We start from the raw sequence: 23,079 nt of genomic DNA on the forward strand, positions 1-23,079 counted from the left end.
AATGGGAACGACAATTCAAAATTATATTCTTGCTATTGTAACAATTAATGAAGATAAAGTAAAGAGTGGTAGTGCACCGATCTTTATTGCGAAGAGTGAAGAAGAATTACAAAGAACAGCATTTCTATTAGAAAAAATTTTAGATGGAATGGCTCATGATTTAGAGAACGGAACATTGATCATTGTGCGACACTAATTCATTGACTTGATAGATTGATGCTTTTGTTTATAATAGTATAGACACAAGAATTTTTATAGGATAGAAAGGCTGATCGGAGATGTCAAAACCAGTAGTAGCACTTGTAGGTCGACCAAATGTAGGAAAGTCTACACTTTTTAATCGAATAGCTCAAAAAAGAATTGCCATCGTTGAGGATACACCAGGAGTCACTCGTGATCGAATCTATAGTACGGCTGAGTGGCTTGACCATCAATTTCATATTATTGATACAGGCGGTATAGAAATCGAAGCTGAAGATGAGATTCTCATGCAAATAAAACATCAAGCCGAATTAGCCATAGACGAAGCGGATGTCATTATCTTCGTGGTTGATGGAAAAACAGGGGTAACTGAAGCGGATAAAGAAGTAGCAAATTTACTTTATCGTGCCAAAAAACCGATTGTGTTAGCTGTTAATAAAATCGATAATATTAAAATGCAGGAAGAGATTTATGAATTTTATTCTTTAGGATTTGGCGAACCTTATCCAGTGTCTGGAGTTCATATGATCGGCTTAGGTGATTTGTTAGATGCAGTTGTTTCCCATTTTCCTCCTCAGGAAGAAGAACCCAAAGATGAAGATGTAATTCGCGTGGCGTTGATTGGTCGTCCTAATGTTGGTAAATCTTCGCTTGTGAATGCGATCTTGGGAGAAGAACGAGTAATTGTAAGTAACGTAGCAGGTACGACTCGTGATGCCATCGATACACCGTTTTCAACACAGAATCAAGATTACATATTAGTTGATACAGCTGGAATGAGAAAAAGAGGGAAAGTATATGAAACAACAGAGAAATATAGTGTTTTAAGGGCTTTGAAGGCGATTGATGATGCTGATGTTGTTCTCGTGGTGTTAGATGGACATGCTGGGGTCATTGAACAAGATAAACGAATTGCTGGTTATGCTCATGAAGCAGGAAAAGCCAGTATTTTTGTCGTTAATAAGTGGGATATAGTAGAAAAAGATGATAAAACTATGACTCAATTTGTTAAAAAGATTCGTGATGAGTTTCAATTTATGGCTTACGCCCCTATTGTTTTTGTTTCTGCAAAAACAAAACAAAGAGTTCAAAAGATTTTACCGATTGTGGATGAAGTAGCAGAGGCTCATTCGATGAGAGTTGCAACATCGGTTCTAAATGATGTCATTGCAGATGCGGTCGTCATGACTCCACCACCTTCAGACAAAGGAAAACGTTTAAAGGTGAAATATGTTACTCAGGTAGCGGTAAAACCACCTACTTTTGTTGTTTTTGTGAATGATAAAGAACTAATGCATTTTTCTTATGAAAGGTATTTAGAGAATAAATTAAGGGAAGCTTTTGGATTTGAAGGTACCCCTATTCGCTTAATTGTTCGTGAGAAAGAGGAATCATAATTTGGAGGGGGATGAAGATGGGAAAAAATCTCTCTGTAGCGGTGATTGGCGCCGGAAGTTGGGGAACTGCTTTGGCAATGGTTCTAGCCAATAATGGGATTCAGGTGAACCTTTATACACGGCGAGAAGATCAAAAAGAAGAAATCAATCATCAACATAAGAATCAAAAATATCTCCCTGGAATATATCTACCTGTATCGATTAAGGCAGATACCGATTTACAAAGAGTTGTACATAAAAAACCTTTTGTCATTCTTGTTGTTCCTTCTCATGTAATGAGGGAAACCGTTAGAAGCATGAAAGAAATGATTACTGAGGATATGATACTCATTCATGCAACAAAAGGTTTAGAGGAAAATACCTACAAAAGAATGAGTGAATTGATTCACGAAGAATTGCCCCATCTTCATGAGAATCAGATCATGGTTTTATCAGGACCGAGCCATGCTGAAGAAGTAAGTAGACGATCTCCAACTACGGTTGTCGTTTCTGGTAAAGATCTAAATTTAGTCGAAAAAGGGCAAGATCTATTTATAAACAAGGATTTCCGTGTCTATACCAATACTGACTTAATTGGTGTAGAAATAGCGGGTTCATTAAAAAACATTATCGCATTAGGCGCAGGCTTATCAGATGGTCTGGGATTTGGGGATAATGCAAAAGCGGCACTTATTACTCGAGGCCTTGCCGAAATCACAAGATTAGGGATAGAATTAGGAGCAAATCCATTAACATTTCTTGGTTTAGCTGGAGTGGGGGACCTCGTTGTAACTTGTACGAGTAAACATAGTCGGAACTGGAGAGCGGGATATCAGTTAGGTAAGGGAGAAAAACTTGAACAAATCCTTCAACAGATGGGAATGGTTGTAGAGGGTGTAAAAACGACGAGAGTAGCCTTTGCTCTCTCTCAGCATTACCAAGTGAGAATGCCCATCACCTCAGAATTATATCGAGTGTTATTTGAAGGAAAGTCTCCTAAGCAGGCAGTGGAAGACTTAATGGGTAGGGTCAAAACTCATGAGATGGAAGAAATTGCATTCGAACAATTACTTCGATTTGATTAGAAAGGATGACATCATTGTCTGAAACAATTATCTTTTTCCATGATTATAAAAAGATCGAAATTAAACCTGGAATAACGATTTTAAAGGCAGCAATTCGGGCAAATGTTCATCTGGCACATAAATGTGGTGGAAGAGGGGCATGTCTGACTTGTAAAGTGAAAGTAGATGATCCAACAGCTGTATCCCCACCAACTAATAGTGAAAGACAAAAATTAGGATCCGCATTACTTCAACAAGGAATGAGATTAGGTTGTCAAGCAAAGATCATTAAGAGCTTGAAGGTCGAGATTCCAGAGGATCCTTTAAAGGCAGTTATACGTAAACAATTGGCAAAACAAAAAGAGGATCAAGAAAATTTCTAAAATGATTGGAGTGATCCAAATGGAAGAGCACCATTTGGATCACTTTTTTTTGCTTACAATGTTTGCGAAGCAGATTTTGTTCTATTTATGTTCTATTCCTCTTTAATATGTCATAGATATTTAGTGGTCAGAAACCAAGCATCTCGAAATGAAAAAGAAATTAATCGTTCGCGTCATAAACAAAATCGTCATCACATATATTTATACTGTCCAATTTTAGTGTACGAGTCACTGTGGCTACATAGGGAGGGATGGCAATCTATACCTGGTTTATTTATTTGCCGTGTGAAAATAGAGGAGGGATATTGTGGAAAACTTTGATATTTTCAAAGATATAGCTGAACGAACTGGCGGAGATATCTATATTGGTGTAGTCGGTGCCGTAAGAACTGGTAAATCAACATTTATTAAAAAATTCATGGAAACGTTAGTCTTACCAAAAATCTCAAATGAGAATGAAAAAGTAAGAGCAACGGATGAATTGCCTCAAAGCGCTGCTGGTAGAACCATTATGACAACCGAGCCAAAATTCGTTCCGAATCAAGCGGTTCAACTTCATGTTGATGAAGGGTTAAATATTAATGTGCGTTTGGTTGATTGTGTGGGTTATGCAGTACAAGGGGCAAAAGGATATGAGGATGAAAATGGTAGACCAAGGATGGTAAATACTCCTTGGTTTGACGAACCAATTCCATTTCAAGAAGCAGCGGAAATTGGAACAAGAAAAGTAATCCAAGAGCACTCCACCATTGGTGTAGTTGTCACGACTGATGGCTCAATAACAGATATCGCAAGAGAGGATTATATTGAAGCAGAAGAAAGAGTTGTAGCAGAATTAAAAGAACTAGGAAAACCCTTTGTGATGATTATTAACTCTGTTGATCCCGAATCGGAACAAGTAGGATTATTAAGAGAAGAGTTAAGTGAAAAGTATGATATTCCTGTCTTAGCAATGAGCGTAGCAAACATTCAGGAAGCAGATATTCTTAATGTGTTGAGAGAAGTATTATTCGAATTCCCTGTTCATGAGGTCAATGTGAATCTCCCAAGCTGGGTGATGGTTTTAAACGAGGATCACTGGCTATTAAAGAATTTCCAAGAAGCGGTTCAAAGCACGGTGAAAGATATTCGTCGATTACGTGATGTAAGAATGGTCGTCGACCAATTCAAAGAGTATGAATTCATTTCTGATGCAACATTAGCTGATATGAATATGGGTCAAGGAGTTGCCGAGATTGATTTATTTGCACCAGATGAACTCTACGATCAAATCTTGATGGAAATTGTTGGGGTCGAGATTAAAGGAAAAGACCATTTGTTACAATTAATGGTTGAATTCTCAAATGCAAAGAGAGAATATGACAAAGTTGCAGAGGCACTTGCCATGGTGAAACAAACCGGGTATGGCATTGCGAATCCATCACTTGAAGATATGACTTTGGCCGAGCCAGAATTAATCCGACAAGGTTCTAAATTTGGAGTTCGTTTGAAAGCAACCGCACCATCCATTCATATGGTCAAAGTCGACGTTGAGTCAGAATTCGCCCCAATTATTGGCTCAGAGAAGCAAAGTGAAGAGCTTTTAAGATATCTCATGCAAGATTTTGAAGAGGATCCATTAAAAATGTGGGAATCAGATATCTTTGGCCGTTCTTTAGCTAGTATCGTTCGTGAAGGAATTCAAGCAAAATTATCGATGATGCCTGAAAATGCGAGATATAAATTAAAAGAAACCCTAGAAAGAATCATTAATGAGGGATCAGGTGGACTCATCGCGATCATTTTATAAAAAATATGAATTTTTTTAACAAAAAAGCACTCATAGAGTGTCTTTTTTTTTTTTAAAAAGAACCTTTTTCAATAAAAAGCCTTGAATTTGCTGAATTTGTATATTACTATATGCTTGTCTAAGAAAAAAAATGAAAATCTCTGTTAATCGAGTATAATTTTTCAAAAAACGGTTAACACATGATATAACGAGATTTTTTCCTTGGGAGGAGGTGAAAAAATTGAATAAGACAGAATTAATCGCTAAAGTTGCTGAAATGGCTGAATTAACAAAGAAAGATGCTACAAAAGCTGTTGATGCTATCTTTGAAACCATTTCCGAGGCCCTTAAAGAGGGAGACAAAGTTCAAATTATTGGTTTTGGTAATTTTGAAGTTCGTGAGCGCTCTGCTCGTAAAGGTCGTAATCCTCAAACAGGAGAAGAGATCGAAATTGCTGCAAGCAAAGTTCCAGCTTTTAAACCTGGTAAGGCATTAAAAGATGTTGTAAAGTAATGATCTTACATATTTTTAGAAGAGTCACAGAGAGAACACTTTGTGACTCTTCTTTTTTTGATTTAACACTATAAAAATGTTAAAATTAATTCTGTTTTGGAGTTTTGTGAAGGAGGCAATATATAGATGAGTGTAAATCATGAACAGATAAAAGAAGCTGTCAAATTAATTTTAACATCCATAGGAGAAAATCCAGAAAGGGAAGGTTTAATTGATACTCCTGCCCGTGTAGCGAGAATGTATGAAGAGGTATTTTCAGGAATAGAGCAAGATCCAAAAGAATATTTTGATGTGGTATTTAGTGAAGAACATGAAGAAGTCGTTCTAGTGAAAGATATTCCATTCTACTCAATGTGTGAACATCATTTAGTACCTTTTTTTGGTGTGGCTCATGTAGCCTATATTCCTCGAAATGGCCGCGTAACTGGCCTTAGTAAACTGGCACGAGCTGTTGAAGCAGTTGCGAGAAGACCGCAATTGCAAGAACGAATTACCGATACTGTGGCTGATGCGATTATGGAAAAGCTAGAACCTTATGGTGTTTTTGTCATGATTGAAGCTGAACATATGTGTATGACCATGCGTGGAGTTAAAAAACCTGGTTCTAAAACAGTTACTACGGCTGCAAGAGGAATTTATCGAGAAGATGCTCTGTTACGTAATGAAATTCTTCAATTAATCCGCGGGTAAAAAATAGAAAAGTAAAACAATTTATGAATACCTTGAAAAATTTTTGTTTTTGGTTAAAATAGAAATATGTTCGGGACGTGGCGCAGCTCGGTAGCGCGCACCCTTGGGGTGGGTGAGGTCGCAGGTTCAAATCCTGTCGTTCCGACCATTATCGTATATGTAACATCTCGTAACGAAACGAGGTGTTTTTTTATTTATACATGGATAATTGGGCAACATTGCAAGAAACAATTCTTCCTGATGAAATTTGTGGTGCAATTTTGGTTTTTTCTGATTCATGAAGTAGATTTTATTCTTTATGGATGATTCTGTTTTGGATACAATATGAATTGAAAATCTGAAAAAGTTACATACCAATGCAAAGAGGGTGAAAACAATGTCTTACGATCAAAATGGTTTCTTTGTGATAAAAGCTAAGGAAAACGGCGTCAATGTGATTGGTTTAACTCGTGGTCAGGATACTAAATTTCATCATCTCGAAAAATTGGATAAAGGAGAAGTGATGATCGCCGAATTCACCGAACATACCTCGGCGGTAAAAGTGAGGGGAAAGGCAGAAATTCTAACTCCTTTTGGTAAGATCGACACCGATGAGTAGAAAATTTTGTATACATGCTGGCATAGCCAGCTTTTTTTTTTGTAGAATATAGTGGAGGTGTTTTCGATGCATAGTTTTCAACATGTCTCAAAGGGTATGATGGCTGCATTAATCTTATCAGTAGTTATAGCGTTTATGATTTCGCTTGTACCAAATGTACAACTTTCGCAATTTCAACCAGAATTACTGGTATTTAAACATCAAAACCAGTTTATTTTATCAGAAGAAAATCTTGTAGACTTTGTTTCATCAACACCATTTCACTTAATGATTAAAAAGGTAACTTGGAAAGAAGATACGCTATCGATCGATTTTTTAATTGACAAAAATCATCAAGTTGAGACAAATGATATGTTTAAAGATCTATATATGGTTACGGAAAAAGGCTTTATCCAAAGCAAAAATATAAAAAAAATCTTACTTCGAGTATTTCTGAATAATATGGATACGGTTTTTATGTCTGTATCTGCTGATAAGAAAGATATACTAAAAAATCCAACGATGGAATTAGAACCGTCTATGACCTACAAAGAATTTTTAGATAAGTATTTTAATACAAATTATGGGAATGTCATCAAACAGAACTAAAGAACAAAAAGTGGTATTGATAAATCCTGTTACCTAGATGATAATTATGTTATACTTGTCTGCGTAAGAAATATTCTACCCAATGATTATTATTTTTGGAGGACATTAATCATGATGATTACACATCGTTCTTTTCATCTAGAGCTAGATGAAATCTTGTCTGAACTTAAGAACAAGGTTGAACATATATTTATCAAAAAGTATGTAACAATTCCACAGTTTCCATTGGTTCGTTTGCAATTACTCAATCTGCTCTTGTATCATGCCTCTTTTCCTCGTTCATTAAGGAAACTCTATTGTGTTACAACAGGTCTTGTTCAGATGGGATTAGATGTGCATGAAGAGATTGTGAATCAAAGACAATACAGTGAAAAAGAAATTCGTTCTCGGCAATTGTCGATTCTAGCTGGGGATTATTATAGTAGCCAATATTATTCTTTACTATCTAAGGCGAATTTAGTAGATGGGGTGAAAAGAATAGCCTCAGGAATACGAGATATTAATATCGCAAAGATGAAGCTATATACTGAAAACAATGGCGATGGTTTTGAATCGATTGAACAATTGATCGAGATTGTGAAAGAAAAAGAGAGTGCTTTATATCTTCAATTTTTGGACCAGCTTAAAATAGAGGAAGAAAAACTATTCTGGAAAAAACTAATTGAGGATATGATTTTACTTTCCACTCTCGTAGAAGAACGGAAACAACATCAAATTTCTCGCCATCATGTTTCATATTTATTTGTGAACTATTTTGCAAACACGGTAGAAAAAAGAGAGATTGTCGATAACAAACCTGAATGGAGGATAAAAGTGAAAAAACTTTATCATAAATATGATATTTCTAATAAATTTACTGAATTGATTCGAAGGATTCAAGAGGATCTGAAGCAACGGATTAATCAAATTGATGATATCATCCTTAAAAAGGAGATTCGTAGTATTTTTGATCAAATTCAAGATTCCTTTCAACTAACAGAAAATGTCGTGAAAGATTTCTAAGAAATGGGATCTCTAGAGGGGGAGGAAATAGTTGGAGAAAGTTACCTATGTTAGAGGCAAGAAGAAAGAAGAATTTGTTCATTCGGTGTTTGATAACATCGCTGATAAATACGATATGATGAATACTTTACTCAGTTTTCGACGGCATAAAGCTTGGCGGAAATTCACTATGAAGAAAATGAATGTCGAAATAGGAGACACAGCATTAGATGTTGCCTGTGGAACAGCCGATTGGAGTATTGCCTTAGCAAAGGCTTCGAAAACTGGAAAAATCATTGGATTAGACTTTAGTGAAAAGATGTTAGAAGTGGGACAAAAAAAAGTGAATGAACTTCAATTGGACAAGCAGATCGAACTAATTCAGGGAAATGCAATGAAGCTTCCATTCAAAGATAATAGTTTTGACCATGCCACCATTGGTTTTGCTTTAAGGAATGTACCAGATATTGAAACCGTTTTAGCTGAAATGATGAGAGTGGTTAAACCAGGAGGAAAGGTGGTTTCTTTAGAACTATCTAAACCAAATTGGCCTCCATTTCGAAAAATCTATTATTTTTATTTTTACAAATTGCTTCCTTGGCTCGGGAAATTGTTTGTCAATCGTTATGAACAATATGCATGGCTTCCCGAGTCTTTAACAAACTTTCCAGATCAAAAAGAACTTGCCAAAATCTTTGAAAAGGTAGGCCTAGAAAGAGTAGAAGTTTATTCATTAACAGGTGGAATTGCCGCATTACACATAGGATATAAAAAGATATAAAAAGGGGAAATAAAGAATGGCATATCGTGATCTAAGAGAGTATATACAAGATCTCGAGAGGAATGGTTTACTAAAACGAATAAGAACAGAAGTCGATCCCGAACTTGAGATTGCAGAAATTACGGATCGGGTATCGAAAATGCCTGGAGGTGGTCCTGCACTTCTATTTGAGAATGTAAAAGGCTATGATATACCCGTATTGACGAATGCAATGGGTTCTTACGATCGAATTAAATTAGCATTAGAAGTAGATGATTTAGATGATATCGGCAAAAGAATTATGGAATTCTTAGATAATCCATCACCTACTGGTTTAATGGCAAAAATCAAAACTTTGCCTAAACTTGCTGAGATTAATTCCTTTATTCCCAAAATCGTAAAAAGTGGACCTGTTCAAGAAGTAGTTATTACTGATCAACCTTCATTAGATAAGTTCCCGATTTTAAAAACTTGGCCCCAAGATGGAGGTAAATTCATTACCATGCCACTTGTCTTTACAAAAGATCCAGAAACAGGTACACGCAACTGCGGAATGTATCGAATGCAGGTTTTCGATCATCAAACAACAGGGATGCATTGGCATAAACACAAAGATGGTGCACTACATCAACATAAATTAAAAAAAGACAAAGATAAACCTAGACGCATGGAAGTCGCAGTTGCTATTGGTGCTGATCCAGCAGTAATCTATTCTGCAACAGCACCATTACCACCAGAAATTGATGAAATGCTATTTGCTGGTTTTTTAAGAAAGTCTCCAGTTGAGTTAGTAAAATGCAAGACTGTTGATTTAGAGGTTCCTGCTCATGCGGAAATTGTTTTAGAGGGTTATGTTGATGTAGATGAGTTGCGGATGGAGGGGCCTTTTGGAGACCATACGGGTTACTATTCTTTAGCGGATCTATATCCTGTATTTCATTTGACGGCAATTACACATCGGAAGAACCCAATATACATAAGTACTTTAGTAGGGAAACCACCACAAGAAGATGTCTATCTTGGTAAGGCTACAGAACGAATCTTTTTACAGCTCTTAAAGGTAATGGTCCCTGAAATTAAAGATATGAACATGCCACCAGAAGGTGTTTTCCATAACTGTGTGATTGTTTCGATTAAAAAGAGATATCCTTTTCAAGCAAAAAAAGTAATGAATGCCCTATGGGGGTTAGGCTTAATGATGTTGTCCAAATTAATCATTGTCGTTGATGAAGAGGTAGATGTTCAGAATGTCTCTGAAGTTGCCTGGAGGGTGTTTAACAATATTGATCCACGTCGTGATATCACAATTATCGATGGTCCTTTAGATGATCTAGATCATTCCTCCCCAATGCCATTTATTGGTTCAAAAATGGGAATTGATGCAACCAAAAAATGGCCTTCAGAAGGTCATACTAGAGAATGGCCTGATGATGTAGAGATGTCCACAGAAATAAAAGCTTTAGTTGATAGGAAGTGGAAAGACTATGGGATTGAATAAATTAAAAACGATCTTAGAAATGATTAAGTTTGAACATACAATCTTTGCATTACCATTTGCTTATGTAGGAATGATATTAGGGAGCATGGAACAATTTGGCCATTTTCCTACATGGGGGCAGTTTTTCTGGATTACCTTAGCCATGGTTGGCGCAAGAAGCGCTGCTATGGCTTTAAATCGACTCATTGATCGGACGATAGATAAATTAAACCCAAGAACAGCAAATCGTGCAATCCCTGCGGGAAAGGTTGGGATTTCTGAAGTGTTCGTATTTATCATCGGTTCCTTTCTCTTACTATTTATTGCAGCATGGAATTTAAGTGACCTTGCTTTTAAATTATTACCTGTTGCCGTATTTGTATTAGTTTTGTATTCTTATACAAAACGCTTTACATGGACTTGCCATTTTGTTTTAGGGATAGCGATTGGATTGGCCCCATTAGGTGCGTGGGTGGCTGTTACGAACGCGATTACTTATCCAGCTATTATACTATTTATTTCTGTCGCTCTTTGGACAGCGGGATTTGATATTATTTATGCCACACAAGATATGGAATTTGACCAAAAACATGGTCTATTTTCGATCCCTTCACGATTTGGTCTAAAAACTTCATTAATTTTAGCTAGAGTGATCCATGGAATTACAATTCTTGGCTTACTTTATCTATTTTTTATCACTCACCTTGGTTGGTGGTATTTAGCAGGTGTGGTGATTGCCAATTTTATTTTACACTATGAACACTCCATTATTTCACCAAAGGATATGTCTAGACTAGATACAGCATTTTTCACAATGAATGGTGTCTTAAGTGTAGTGATTTTTATCTTTACTTTCACAGACTTGGTGATGTAATCATGGAACGATCAAAAATCTTTACAGTCGGAATCACTGGAGCTAGTGGGGTCATTTATGGTGTAAGATTAGTTCAAGAGTTATTGAAGTTAGGTCATAAAGTTCATCTTGTTGTAACAGAAGCAGGTTGGCAAGTATTTGAACAAGAATTAGATTGGAATGCAGGGAACCGTCAAAGTATAATCTTGGAACAATGGCAAAAGTTTGGTGGTGAGCTACATTATCATACATTACAGGATTTTTCTGCCCCGATTGCTAGCGGTTCATATCAAACAGATGGAATGGTTGTCATTCCTTGCTCCATGGGAACTTTATCTGGAATTGCTCATGGAGCATCAGGAAACTTACTAGAACGTGCTGCCGATGTGGTTTTAAAAGAAGGAAAAAAGTTAATTATCGTTCCTAGAGAGACACCATTAAATCAAATTCATCTTAAAAATATGTTAAAATTAGCACAAGCAGGAGCAAAAATCTTACCTGCGATGCCCGGATTTTATCACAAGCCAAAGACGATGGAGGAATTGGTGAATCATTTGATTGGGAAAGTATTAGATTCCCTAGAAGTAGAGCATTCATTATTTAAACGATGGGGGGAGAATATTGTCGAAACTTAGAATTGGTAGAATTACTTACACCAATATCTGGCCTATTTATCATTTTTTTGATCACTCACAATTTCAAAATGAAATTGAGCTCATTCCTCAAGTTCCTAGTCAACTGAACCAAAGAATGAAAGATGGTACAATAGATATGGGGGCGATTTCTGCTTTTGCTTATGCTGAACAAGCAGAAAACTATGTTTTATTACCGAATTTATCGGTTAGTGCCTATGGAAGGGTAGGCTCTATCTCTTTATTCTTGAAAAGTGATCTTGAAGATATTAAAAATAAAAAGATAGCTTTAACAAATACATCGGCAACGTCCGTTCATTTAGTAAAGATAATTTTAGAAGGGTTTTTAGATGGAAAACCTGAATATATAACAATGGAGCCTGATTTGGAGCAAATGATGAAAGTAGCAGATGCGGCTTTACTCATTGGAGACGAAGCTCTTACACAGGGTTGGGAGAATGGACGAACACAAAAATACCAGGTCATTGATCTTGGGGAAGAATGGAAAAAAAGAACGGGTCTTTGGATGACTTTCGCGGTATGGGCAGTTCGTAAAAACGTGGTTGAACAATATCCAGATTTATTATATAGAGTATATCATGCTTTTCTAAATAGTAAGAAGAAGGGATACCAAAAAAGAAATTTGATTGTTCAAGAATCGATGTCACGATTTGGTGGTACAAAACAATTCTGGGAAGACTATTTTCACGGCCTATCTTATGATTTTAGTGATCCTCAGATCCATGGATTGAATCATTATTATCAGATGGCTCAGCAGATTGGTGTGTTAAAGAAGGCGCCAAAGATTGAAATACTAAATATGGAAAAATTAACAGAGATTCATACCTATTGATTGCAGTATTGTTGTAAAAAAATATAAATAAGGTGAATTGAATGAAGCTTTTAGATATTTACGCTAAAATGAAGGGTGATATTAAAGAGATTGAAAAAGAACTCTCTCAAGCAGTATCAACCGATCAAATCATACTGAATGAATCGTCAAGCCATCTATTAAAAGCTGGTGGAAAACGGATCCGTCCGATATTTGTATTATTGTCTGGCCATTTTGGGAATTATCAATTTGAAAAATTAAAAAAGGTCGCCGCAGCTTTAGAATTAATTCATATGGCTTCACTTGTTCATGATGATGTGATCGATGATGCAGATAAAAGACGTGGTAAGCCAACAGTAAAAGCCCAATGGGATAATAAAGTGGCAATGTATACCGGTGATTATATTTTTGCTCAGGCTTTAATGCTAATTACTCAATTTGAGGATCCTGAGATTCATCAAACATTTTCAAAGGCGCTTGTGCAAATGAGTGTTGGAGAAATAGAACAGATCCGTGATTTTAATAACTGGAATCAGTCGTTTAAACAGTATTTACGAAGAATAAAACGAAAAACTGCCTTACTTATCGCAATTTCTTGTAAGCTCGGTGCATTAGCTAGTAATGCAGAAGAGAAAATTGTAAGAAGGCTTTATCAATATGGTTATAATGTTGGAATGGCTTTTCAAATCGTTGATGATATTCTGGACTTTACTGGCACCACAGAACAACTTGGAAAACCTGCTGGAAGTGATTTGCGTCAAGGTAATATCACGTTACCTGCTTTATATGCGTTACATTATTCAAAGGATCGGGAACGATTACAAAAAATTGTGCATAATGGTGAATTAGAAAAGCGAATGGATGAGGTCATTGATCTGATTCGTAAATCGGAAGGAATTAAATATGCGCAAAAATTAGCAGAGCGGTATATAGAAAAGTCAAAGAAAGCCTTGCTAGAACTTCCAAACATTCGTGAACGGAAAATGTTATTAGAAATTAGCGATTTCATTGTTGATCGAACATACTAAAAAGTAAAATTGTTTCGAAATTGAAAGGTTTGTATCCTCCCTAAGCTGACAACAGTGCGTTGGAAGATATAAACCTAAATTTAGGTTATTATTTTTCAGATAGTTGATACAATAAAAAAAATTTGTTAAAATCTTCGTTGGCAGCTTACTAGTTTTAGGATAGGAGGGGAATAAAAATGGAAAGAACATTTTTAATGGTTAAACCTGATGGAGTGCAACGTTCTTTAATTGGAGAAATCGTTTCTCGTTTTGAGAAAAAAGGATTTACCCTCGTAGGTGCAAAGCTTATGCAAATAGACTCTACCCTAGCAGAAAAACATTATCAAGAACATATTGGTAAACCATTCTTCCAAGAGTTAGTGGACTTTATCACATCAGGACCAGTATTTGCAATGGTTTGGGAAGGGAAGAACGTGATCTCTGTAGCCCGAAATATGATGGGAAAAACGAACCCAGCGGAGGCCCAAACTGGTACGGTACGTGGAGATTATGGTTTATCGGTAGGGATGAATATTATTCATGGTTCAGATTCTCCAGAAAGCGCAGCTAGAGAGATTAAGCTTTTCTTTACAGAAGAGGAATTACTTACATATGACAAAGTCATTAACCGTTGGATCTAGTATAAATACGAGAGTTGTTCAAGTAGGCTATTTTTTAGCCTATTTTTTTTGCTCGTAAAAGAGGTATTTCTTTTTCGATAGAGAAAAATGTTTAAGTGTGTGACTTTCAAGTTCTAAGTAAAGGGGTAAAGGTAATGACAACTTTAGATCAAGATTATCAATTATTCGTTAGTAATATCCGCAAGAAAACAGGGATCGACTTGAATCTATATAAAGAACAACAGATGAAAAGAAGGCTTAATTCTTTAAGAATCAAGAGAGGATTTCCCAATTTCCTTGAATATTTTAAAGCAATTGAAAAAGATGGAACACTATATCTCGAATTATTAGATCGAATTACGATTAACGTTTCCGAATTTTTTCGAAATCGACCCCGATGGAAAGTCCTCGAAGATAAAATCCTTCCCCAATTGCTGCAAACAAAGAAATTGAAAGCTTGGAGTGCGGCATGTTCTACCGGAGAAGAGCCTTATACATTAGCTATGATCATTCAACAAAAATATCCGATGACTCACCTTGATTTGTTAGCTTCTGATATTGACGAGGGAGCATTAAAAAAAGCGAAAGAAGGAATCTACCATGAAAGATCCATTCAAGAAGTTCCTAAAGAATATATTCATTCGTATTTTACGGTAAAAAATGGACTTTTTCATATCTCTGATAAAATTAAAAACAAAGTAAAGTTTAAGAAACATAATCTTTTAGCTGATCCATTTGATAAACAATACGATTTGATTATTTGCAGAAATGTCATGATTTATTTTACTGAAGAAGCTAAAAATCACCTTTATCAAAAGTTTAGTCAGGCACTGCGACCAGGTGGGATTTTATTTGTTGGTAGTACGGAACAAATCTTTAATCCAACTCAGTATCAAATAGAACCAGTTGAAACATTTTTTTATCGTAAAATGTAATAATTGTTCGTCTCATGAATCGAATGAAACGGTGAATAAAGAATAGGTATATGAATAGGTATTTTTTCCTATACTAAAAATAATAGATTTATTATTGGGGGTGTAGTATGGATAAAGGAACTATTATTGAAGCCTATGCCCGTGGCCTCTTATCAAAAGATGAATGTACCAAGTTATTAGGTATTGATCCAACGATATTATTAAAGGATGACGTGCCAAGCAGATGTGTTCAGCAAAACCATAAATCTTATTCCAATTAAAGCTTTTATAAAGAAGTCTGGTTTGTTTTGGCAAACTAGACTTCTAGAATTCTCATAGAAAAATAGACGCAATTGAAAAGCAAATGGAAATTTTGTGTCGTTTCTTAAGGTTTTATAATATAATAAAGCTTAAAAATAGAGAGAGAGGAGAGAAGGGAATGAGATTTTTAACCGCAGGGGAATCACATGGGCCTCAATTGACAGCGGTTATTGAGGGCATCCCCAGTGAGTTTCCAATATCCATTTCGAAGATCAATGAGAGTTTAGCAAAAAGACAAGGTGGTTATGGAAGAGGCAAACGTATGCAAATTGAAAAAGATCAGGTTGAAATTCTAAGTGGCGTACGTTTTGGCAAAACAACGGGTGCACCGATTACATTGGTGATTAAAAATAAAGATTACGTTCACTGGCAAAAAATCATGAGCGTAGATGGCCAAAATGTAGACAATTCTAGAAGGGTTTCACGGCCTCGGCCAGGACATGCTGATTTAAATGGTGGTCTGAAGTATCAAGTAAGAGATTTAAGAGATATTTTAGAGCGTTCAAGTGCTAGAGAAACGGCAATACGTGTAGCAATAGGTGCATTAGCTAAGCAACTCTTAAGTCCTTTTGGAATTCAAACATATAGCCATGTCATTAATATCGGTGGAATTGAATCTGCATCCTTTACACAGAGTAACCCAAAAAGTTTGGAAACATGGATCCAACAAGTAGAGGCCTCAGAGGTACGTTGTGCCGATATACAGAAGACAGAGCAAATGAAACAAAAGATTGATCAAGCCAAGGCTCAAGGAGATACAGTAGGTGGTATTGTCGAAGTGATTGTTTTTGGTTTGCCTATAGGATTAGGGAGTCATGTACAATGGGATCGCAAATTAGATGGTAGACTTGGACAAGCGATTCTAAGCATTCAGGCTTTTAAAGGGGTAGAAATAGGAATGGGCTTTGAGGTAGCTGATCATTACGGATCCGAAGTTCACGATGAGATTCTTTGGGATCAAGAGAAGGGATATCATCGAGCTACGAATCGCGCAGGAGGTATTGAAGGTGGGATGACAAACGGAGAACCTCTGATCGTTAGAGGGGCGATGAAACCAATCCCTACTCTATATAAACCTTTAAGAAGTGTGGATATCGATTCGAAACAATCATTTGAGGCAAGTATTGAACGTTCAGATGCTTGTGCTGTTCCTGCTGCAAGTATTGTTGCAGAGCATGTGGTGGCATGGGAGATTGCCAACGCTTTTTTTGAAAAGTTTTCGGGTGATTCTTATGTTGAGATTGAACAACAAGTAAAAAATTATCTGCATTTAGTGGAGAATTATTAATATGACTAGTAAACGTCTAAAAATAGAAACGAGAGATCATGATTATGACCTTCTCATTGGAACGGGAGTATCGAATCAATTTGCAAGTGAATTACAATCATTAGGAATCACAGCGAAAACTAAGATTTTGCTCATTACCGATCATCATGTAGCTCCATACTATCTTGAACCAGTAAAAAAAGTACTTTCTGAGTTTCAACTATTTGAGTACATTGTTCAAGCTGGAGAATCAGCAAAGTCATTAGAACAAGTAGACTCAATTATCACCTATATGATTCAACATGGATTTGATCGGACTTCGTATATTCTAGCTTTAGGCGGAGGGGTTATTGGGGATTTAAGCGGTTTTGTCGCTTCCATTTATATGCGGGGAATTCGTTTTATTCAATGCCCTACAACCATCTTAGCCCATGATAGTAGTATTGGTGGAAAAGTGGGGATTAATCATCCTTTAGGCAAAAACTTAATCGGTGCTTTTCATCAGCCATCATTTATACTTTATGACACTCAATTTTTAAAGACTTTACCTGCTAAAGAGATTCGTTCTGGTTTGGCTGAGGTAGTAAAACATGGGTTAATTGCTGATTCGAGCTTTACTCATTGGTTAAATCAACATGCGGAGTCTTTATTAAATCTAGATTTTGAAGCTCTAAATGAAGCACTTTATCAAGGTTCTCGAATTAAAGCAACTATCGTAAAGGAAGATGAGAAAGAACAAGGAATTCGTGCCTATTTGAATTTTGGTCACACGCTTGCTCATGCGATCGAGACCGTTTCTCATTATGATTATTCCCATGGAGAGGCAGTTGCGATTGGCATGGTGTTTGCCACGAGACTTTCTGAAAGAATCGGATATATTTCAAGAAAGATTGAAGATTATTATCTGAAGTTAATCGAACGATTTCAGCTCCCAACATCCATTCCAAAGGCTTACAATACGGAAGAAATCCTGCAGATTCTTATGAGAGATAAAAAATTTAAGCAAAGTCAAATCCGAATGGTACTACCCATTGAAATTGGCAAAGTGATGATTGTTGAGGGTATCGAAATCGACCTATTAAGAAAAATAATTGAAGAAATGAAAGCTTAAATATAAGGGTATTTAGAAAGGGGGAAAATGATGTATACGGTTCATTCTATTTCATCGTTGTCAGGTTCCATTCAAGTTCCAGGTGATAAATCGATTTCACACCGAGCAGTTATGTTTGGGTCAATTGCAAAAGGCATAACTGAAATCAACGGATTTCTAAATGGTGAAGATTGCCTACATACGATTAAAGTTTTCCAGCAGCTAGGTGTTAATATTGAACGGACAGGAGAAACGTCTTATAAAGTAAACGGAAAAGGACTTTATTCTTTAAAAGAGCCACAAGATGTATTATATGTTGGGAATTCGGGAACGACAATTCGTTTGACTGCGGGAATTTTATCTGGTCAACCATTTTATAGTGTATTAACAGGAGACAGTTCGATTATTCGTCGACCTATGAAAAGAGTGATCGAACCACTTTCAATGATGGGTGCAAAGATTGATGGAAAAGAGAATGGTCGATTTGCACCTTTAACAATTCGAGGTGGACATTTACAGGGGATTACCTATGAGTCACCAGTTGCGAGTGCTCAGGTAAAATCTGCAATTTTACTAGCAGGATTGTATGCCGATGGGAAGACGACAGTTATCGAACCTTATCGGTCAAGAGACCATAGTGAACGATTATTAGCTCAGTTTGGTGCAAAGTTAGAAGTTCAGGATGATCGAGTAACCATTTTTCCAAAACCAGATTTAGAAGCACAGTTGGTTCAAATTCCCGGAGATTTTTCTTCCGCAGCGTATTTTATTGCTGCAGCACTTATCGTTCCGAATAGTCGAATTGAAATTAAAAATGTGGGAATGAATGAAACGCGAATTGGTTTTCTTGAAGTAGTAAAGAAAATGAACGGAAAAGTAGAAATAACAGATATACGTTCTTTTGGACAAGAACCTGTTGCTAATCTTATTATTGAAACTAGTTCATTGACGGGAATAGAAATATCAGGAGAAATGATTCCTCGACTGATTGATGAGTTACCTCTTTTGGCTGTCCTAGCAACGCAAGCTGAAGGATTAACAAAGGTGACGGATGCAAAAGAGTTAAGAGTGAAAGAGACGGATCGCATTAAAACGATCTCCGTAGCCCTTCGTAATGTTGGGGTTGAAATCGAAGAACTTGTGGATGGTTTTGTCATCAAAGGAAAGCAAAAGATCTATGGTGGACAGATTTCTACAGAGGGAGATCATCGGATTGGAATGGCGATGGCAATTGCTGGTCTAATCGCTGAAACACCAATTATTATCCACCAGTCGGAGGCGATTCATGTCTCCTACCCACAATTCTTTGTAGATTTAAATCGATTGATCAAATAGAAGTTTAAATATTCTGAAAATTTATTGACTTTTTTAGGTGGACAATATATACTAAATTTAGCATAGTTAGTTGGTTTCTCTTCGCTCCTATCCTATTGCACTGATCGGTAATACCGGGACCACATCATTGAATAGATGTGGTTTTTTTGTTTTTTTATGTTAAACTAAAAAAAAAGTGTTAGTGGCACACGTATAGGTGAGGTGCACAAAAATGAAAGATTTTCATACAAACCGTATTCATTCAATCGTTACTTTGCTTGAATCAGGCAATTATGAAGAAGTCTTAGAACAATTAAATGAAATAAGCATCGACTCTCTTCAAAATGAAGAAAAGCTCGAAATTGCAAGGGTTTATTTGTCATTAGGATTTATTGATCAGGTAAGAAAAGTTCTTTCTCAATTAAAGAATTCAGGGATCAATACCTTAGATATTCAGCGATTGGTGGCTGAATTAGAATATAAAGAAGGGAATTATGACCAAGCGCTTAGCGTTATGCACGATTTGATTGAACAAGAAGATTACGATGATTATGATTTGGTCTTTCTCTCACAAATTTATTTTGATGATGGCTTACCAGAGGTAGCCTATCGATATATTGATAAAGCGATCAAACTGAATTCAGAGGTTCCGTTTTATCATTACCAGAAAGGCTTATATGCTTTTGAACTAGGGAATACTAAGGAAGCCTTAAAGAGTTTTCTAGAAGCTGTTTTGATAGAACCAGATGAACCACTCTACCATTTAGCATTAGGTGAAGCATACTACAGTGTTGGGCAATTTGAAGAGGCCTTAAAAGAATACGATGAGGTATTAACACAGCATCCTGATCAAGAAGAAGCGTTATATTTGAAGGGCTTACTTTTGGTTCAAATGGGGTATCCTGAAAAAGGTATTCATTATTTAAAGAAGGTAGCAAAGCTTCAACCAGAGAATCTTGATATTTTGATTTCACTTGTTGATGCGTATGAAAGAAATCATAACCATTCAGAAGCCCAAAATGTACTAGAGAAAATCTTAACCATTGATGAGTATTTTTTACCGGCTTTAAAACGATTAGGCGAAATCTACTTATATCAAGAAGAGTGGCAAAGGGCAAAGGAAGTATTAAATAAAGCTCTTGAAATTGACCCAGATGACATCACGTTACATGTGATGTATGCAAAAATATTAAAGGCATATGGGGATGTCCAAGAAGCGATTCAGCAATATGAATTGATCCATCATGATTCTCCTTATGAAGAAAAAGTATGTGAAAATTTAGGCGATCTCTATTTAAAGGCGGGCGATGTGAAAAAAGCCATTGAATGTTATGAAAAACAATTAACGATGACAAAAGACCCTAAAATTATGAATCAATTAGCTGCTTGTTATGCAGAGATAAAAGATTATCACAAAGCGTTATCCATGATCGAACAATCTTTAACAATTGACGATTCCCAAGAGAAATTGATCTTAATTAAAGAACAAATACTAGATTTACTTAAGTTCCAGGAGGGTTAATCTCCTGGTTTTTTTAACGTATTTGAGAAAGCATAAGATTTAGAGAGAAGTAGATATCTTGAGCGAGTTGGAATATATAAAATCTGATGTGGCTTGTATGTTCTAACGCCACTCCTAACCTTACGGCTTTCCTTGAATAAACGGTAAGTTTGAAAGCTTGCTCGCTAAAGTCGCAGAAAATAGAATATACAAGCCAATCAAAAGAAATACACGGACAACGGAGCGACGTAGGAATATACAAACCTATTTTTAATATTTTATTCTATTTGATGGAATATTTTGGGGTGAAAGTAGGGATAATATTAGAAATTGGAATTGGGGTGATGGAGTTGAATTTAGCTGAGATGTTATTATATGCGGATATCAATCATATCAAAAAAATTGCCGACCACTATCAATGTCAATGCGATCGTCACTCAAAACAGGATATGATTCAATCACTTATTTATAAAATCTTGCAGAGACAAACGATGATCAACACGATCAAACAAGTCGATCATACAGAGCAAACTTTTATTTTGCTATTATATCTTGACCAAAGAAATCAATTTATGATCGAAGATTTACTTGCTAAGGGGAAAAAAGCAATTCAACTTCACCAATCATCTCAAAAGCCTCGTGACTTAATTCTATTATCCTTAAAAAAAGGTTGGATCTTTCAAGGAGTTGGCAAGAAAAATACTCTCGTATATTTGATCCCGGAAGATCTAAAATCACAAATATTAGAATTGATTCGCGATCAATTTCTTTTAAAAATGCATACCTTAAAAGAACTTCCTTTTTATCGTGATGAAAAAAAAATGATTGCAGCAGATTGTCAAACGTTTTTAAAGTTTGTTGCCAATGAAGAAGTAGTACTCACTGGAGATGGTAATATATATAGAAGACAACAACAGTTGTTGTTCAATCAATTTTTAGTACCAGAAGAACCGATTAAAAAAATAGGTTGGAGATTCGGGTATGGTAGGAGATACCGTGATTATCCAGATCGCTTCTCTCTCATTTACGATTATGCTTATTATAAAAAATTTATTGAAGAAGATGAAAAAGGATTTTTGTATCTAACCGATTTAGGACGTAATCGATTAGATAATGGTAATCTAGATCATATTACAATGGATATCTACAAATTTTGGATTCGTTTATATAAATCCCCTATTCCGGATTTGCCTTTTATCGTTCGACTGATTGATCTTTTAACTGTTGATGATTGGCTTTTACTAGAGGATCTCCAAAGCACTATTTTGTTTTGGTTAAAAGATCGTTACTATGAAACAAGAGAGGTCATTTTTAACGAAAGAATTATTAAAATGTTACATCACCTTGGGATTATCCAAATCGGACAAGATCAAGGGAAAAAATATATTCGTTTGACCAAAGATGGCCATCGTTTCGTACATGGTTTTGAAATGTTTCAAGCAAAAGAAATTAAAATGAAATAGAGGATTTTGCAATTATCAGAGCGAAAATAAGAGTAATACATTTATTTCAGCCCATTATCTAAAAATGGGATAGAATCTTCATACTTTTAGTATTTAAAATAAAACTATCGTCATATGTATAAGATAGGAGGGTGGCATCTTCAAAAATGATCACGGTTGCAGAGAAAAAGGATTTCATTAAGTGGTTTCTGAATTCGTATACATTGGCAAAAAGGGAAGCAGCTTGGTTATTAACTTTTATTGCTTCCAATGAAAAATTATTAGAAAAAGTTCATTTTGTTGATGATATCCATGATTTGCCTAAATCCATCCTCATCTCTACGGAAGATGTAACCATGACTCCATTCAAATTTTATAAAAACAACCGTGTTACACCTGATGTAGAAACTGCTTTCTTAGACATTCGTTCCAATCCAGATGAAGACATCTTTATAGGTCTGTATTTTAAAGACCGGGATCATTCCCCGGAATACGCCGCGGTATTGGAGGGAAATCCAATGGAAAGACAGAACATGGTTAAAGACTCATTGTTGGAGTTGTTTGCGGAGATGGTATTGGATCAAGCTACATTTCAATTCACAAAAGAAAAATTATATATAGCGATTGATGAAGCACTAAAAAAAGGGGATAAAGTTGAGTTCATTAAACTCACGGAACAGCTTAACCAATTATTAAAAGATGTGGAACAATGAAGAATCCGGAAGAGCCTGGGTGAATCTCAGGCTTTTTCGTGAGTTTACATATAAAAAATTACATATAAAAAAAAGAGCAAAGTTGCAACCAATGGTTACACTTTGCTCTTTTTTAGTATAAGAAGGATAGTGACTTTGTATATTGCATAAGCAGCGACATAGCACCAGTGATA

The 23,079-nt window shown here is 35.9% G+C and carries 25 protein-coding genes and 1 tRNA gene; all 26 read left to right on the forward strand.

The genetic code is table 11. From position 1 onward, the window contains the following. Position 1: 1 nt before the first annotated feature. Positions 2-196, forward strand: a complete 195-nt coding sequence (locus EDD72_RS02155; RefSeq protein WP_132766988.1) for a capping complex subunit for YIEGIA — start codon at positions 2-4, stop codon at positions 194-196. An 82-nt stretch (positions 197-278) separates the two neighbouring features. Then, positions 279-1,598: a ribosome biogenesis GTPase Der gene (gene der, locus EDD72_RS02160; protein ID WP_132766989.1), complete on the forward strand. Its 1,320-nt coding sequence runs from the start codon at positions 279-281 to the stop codon at positions 1,596-1,598. Positions 1,599-1,615: 17 nt separating this feature from the next. After that, positions 1,616-2,662 (forward strand): NAD(P)H-dependent glycerol-3-phosphate dehydrogenase, encoded by a 1,047-nt coding sequence (locus EDD72_RS02165; RefSeq protein ID WP_132766990.1) that lies wholly within the window; start codon positions 1,616-1,618, stop codon positions 2,660-2,662. Between the two features lie 5 nt (positions 2,663-2,667). Further along, a complete protein-coding gene (locus tag EDD72_RS02170; protein ID WP_132766991.1) occupies positions 2,668-3,024 on the forward strand; it encodes a 2Fe-2S iron-sulfur cluster-binding protein in 357 nt (118 codons plus the stop codon). Positions 3,025-3,331: 307 nt separating this feature from the next. Beyond that, positions 3,332-4,813 (forward strand): stage IV sporulation protein A, encoded by a 1,482-nt coding sequence (spoIVA, locus tag EDD72_RS02175; protein WP_132766992.1) that lies wholly within the window; start codon positions 3,332-3,334, stop codon positions 4,811-4,813. A gap of 220 nt (positions 4,814-5,033) precedes the next feature. Further along, positions 5,034-5,306, forward strand: coding sequence for an HU family DNA-binding protein (locus EDD72_RS02180; RefSeq protein WP_165894930.1), 273 nt, complete (start codon positions 5,034-5,036; stop codon positions 5,304-5,306). A 126-nt stretch (positions 5,307-5,432) separates the two neighbouring features. Further along, entirely contained in the window at positions 5,433-5,996 is a 564-nt protein-coding gene (gene folE, locus EDD72_RS02185) for a GTP cyclohydrolase I FolE (protein ID WP_132766994.1), read from the forward strand. 71 nt (positions 5,997-6,067) lie between these two features. After that, positions 6,068-6,144 (forward strand) — tRNA-Pro (locus EDD72_RS02190). Positions 6,145-6,372: 228 nt separating this feature from the next. Further along, positions 6,373-6,594 (forward strand): trp RNA-binding attenuation protein MtrB, encoded by a 222-nt coding sequence (gene mtrB, locus EDD72_RS02195; protein WP_132766995.1) that lies wholly within the window; start codon positions 6,373-6,375, stop codon positions 6,592-6,594. A 66-nt stretch (positions 6,595-6,660) separates the two neighbouring features. Then, the gene (locus EDD72_RS02200) at positions 6,661-7,182 is read left to right on the forward strand and encodes a hypothetical protein (RefSeq protein WP_132766996.1); all 522 of its coding nucleotides are present in this window, start codon (positions 6,661-6,663) and stop codon (positions 7,180-7,182) included. 111 nt (positions 7,183-7,293) lie between these two features. Then, positions 7,294-8,184 carry a heptaprenyl diphosphate synthase component 1 gene (locus EDD72_RS02205; protein WP_132766997.1) on the forward strand — a complete coding sequence of 297 codons (891 nt, stop codon included), beginning with the start codon at positions 7,294-7,296 and terminating at the stop codon, positions 8,182-8,184. Between the two features lie 31 nt (positions 8,185-8,215). Then, a complete protein-coding gene (locus EDD72_RS02210; protein WP_132766998.1) occupies positions 8,216-8,944 on the forward strand; it encodes a demethylmenaquinone methyltransferase in 729 nt (242 codons plus the stop codon). A gap of 16 nt (positions 8,945-8,960) precedes the next feature. After that, complete coding sequence (locus EDD72_RS02215; RefSeq protein WP_132766999.1) at positions 8,961-10,421, forward strand: menaquinone biosynthesis decarboxylase; 1,461 nt, start codon at positions 8,961-8,963, stop codon at positions 10,419-10,421. After that, the gene (locus EDD72_RS02220) at positions 10,408-11,274 is read left to right on the forward strand and encodes a UbiA-like polyprenyltransferase (RefSeq protein WP_132767000.1); all 867 of its coding nucleotides are present in this window, start codon (positions 10,408-10,410) and stop codon (positions 11,272-11,274) included. The genes EDD72_RS02215 and EDD72_RS02220 overlap by 14 nt, the downstream gene beginning before the upstream one ends. 2 nt (positions 11,275-11,276) lie before the next feature. Further along, a complete protein-coding gene (locus EDD72_RS02225) occupies positions 11,277-11,888 on the forward strand; it encodes a UbiX family flavin prenyltransferase (protein WP_132767001.1) in 612 nt (203 codons plus the stop codon). Beyond that, complete coding sequence (locus EDD72_RS02230; protein ID WP_243643751.1) at positions 11,875-12,738, forward strand: menaquinone biosynthetic enzyme MqnA/MqnD family protein; 864 nt, start codon at positions 11,875-11,877, stop codon at positions 12,736-12,738. The genes EDD72_RS02225 and EDD72_RS02230 overlap by 14 nt, the downstream gene beginning before the upstream one ends. 41 nt (positions 12,739-12,779) lie before the next feature. Next, entirely contained in the window at positions 12,780-13,745 is a 966-nt protein-coding gene (hepT, locus tag EDD72_RS02235) for a heptaprenyl diphosphate synthase component II (RefSeq protein ID WP_132767003.1), read from the forward strand. Positions 13,746-13,921: 176 nt separating this feature from the next. Then, complete coding sequence (gene ndk / locus EDD72_RS02240; RefSeq protein WP_132767004.1) at positions 13,922-14,365, forward strand: nucleoside-diphosphate kinase; 444 nt, start codon at positions 13,922-13,924, stop codon at positions 14,363-14,365. Positions 14,366-14,499: 134 nt separating this feature from the next. After that, entirely contained in the window at positions 14,500-15,279 is a 780-nt protein-coding gene (locus tag EDD72_RS02245; RefSeq protein ID WP_132767005.1) for a CheR family methyltransferase, read from the forward strand. A gap of 107 nt (positions 15,280-15,386) precedes the next feature. Further along, positions 15,387-15,539, forward strand: coding sequence for a hypothetical protein (locus EDD72_RS12455; protein WP_165894931.1), 153 nt, complete (start codon positions 15,387-15,389; stop codon positions 15,537-15,539). Between the two features lie 158 nt (positions 15,540-15,697). Next, the gene (gene aroC, locus EDD72_RS02250; RefSeq protein WP_132767006.1) at positions 15,698-16,867 is read left to right on the forward strand and encodes a chorismate synthase; all 1,170 of its coding nucleotides are present in this window, start codon (positions 15,698-15,700) and stop codon (positions 16,865-16,867) included. 1 nt (position 16,868) lies between these two features. Continuing rightward, on the forward strand, positions 16,869-17,957 hold the full coding sequence (gene aroB / locus EDD72_RS02255) for a 3-dehydroquinate synthase (protein ID WP_132767007.1): 1,089 nt from the start codon (positions 16,869-16,871) through the stop codon (positions 17,955-17,957). A 30-nt stretch (positions 17,958-17,987) separates the two neighbouring features. Next, positions 17,988-19,271: a 3-phosphoshikimate 1-carboxyvinyltransferase gene (aroA, locus tag EDD72_RS02260; RefSeq protein WP_132767008.1), complete on the forward strand. Its 1,284-nt coding sequence runs from the start codon at positions 17,988-17,990 to the stop codon at positions 19,269-19,271. Between the two features lie 211 nt (positions 19,272-19,482). Next, positions 19,483-20,772, forward strand: coding sequence for a tetratricopeptide repeat protein (locus EDD72_RS02265; protein ID WP_132767009.1), 1,290 nt, complete (start codon positions 19,483-19,485; stop codon positions 20,770-20,772). 269 nt (positions 20,773-21,041) lie between these two features. Further along, positions 21,042-22,214 (forward strand): hypothetical protein, encoded by a 1,173-nt coding sequence (locus EDD72_RS02270; protein WP_132767010.1) that lies wholly within the window; start codon positions 21,042-21,044, stop codon positions 22,212-22,214. Positions 22,215-22,345: 131 nt separating this feature from the next. Next, positions 22,346-22,906, forward strand: coding sequence for a ReoY family proteolytic degradation factor (locus tag EDD72_RS02275; RefSeq protein ID WP_243643752.1), 561 nt, complete (start codon positions 22,346-22,348; stop codon positions 22,904-22,906). Positions 22,907-23,079: the final 173 nt, after the last annotated feature.

Source organism: Tepidibacillus fermentans, assembly GCF_004342885.1.
Classification (GTDB): domain Bacteria; phylum Bacillota; class Bacilli; order Tepidibacillales; family Tepidibacillaceae; genus Tepidibacillus; species Tepidibacillus fermentans.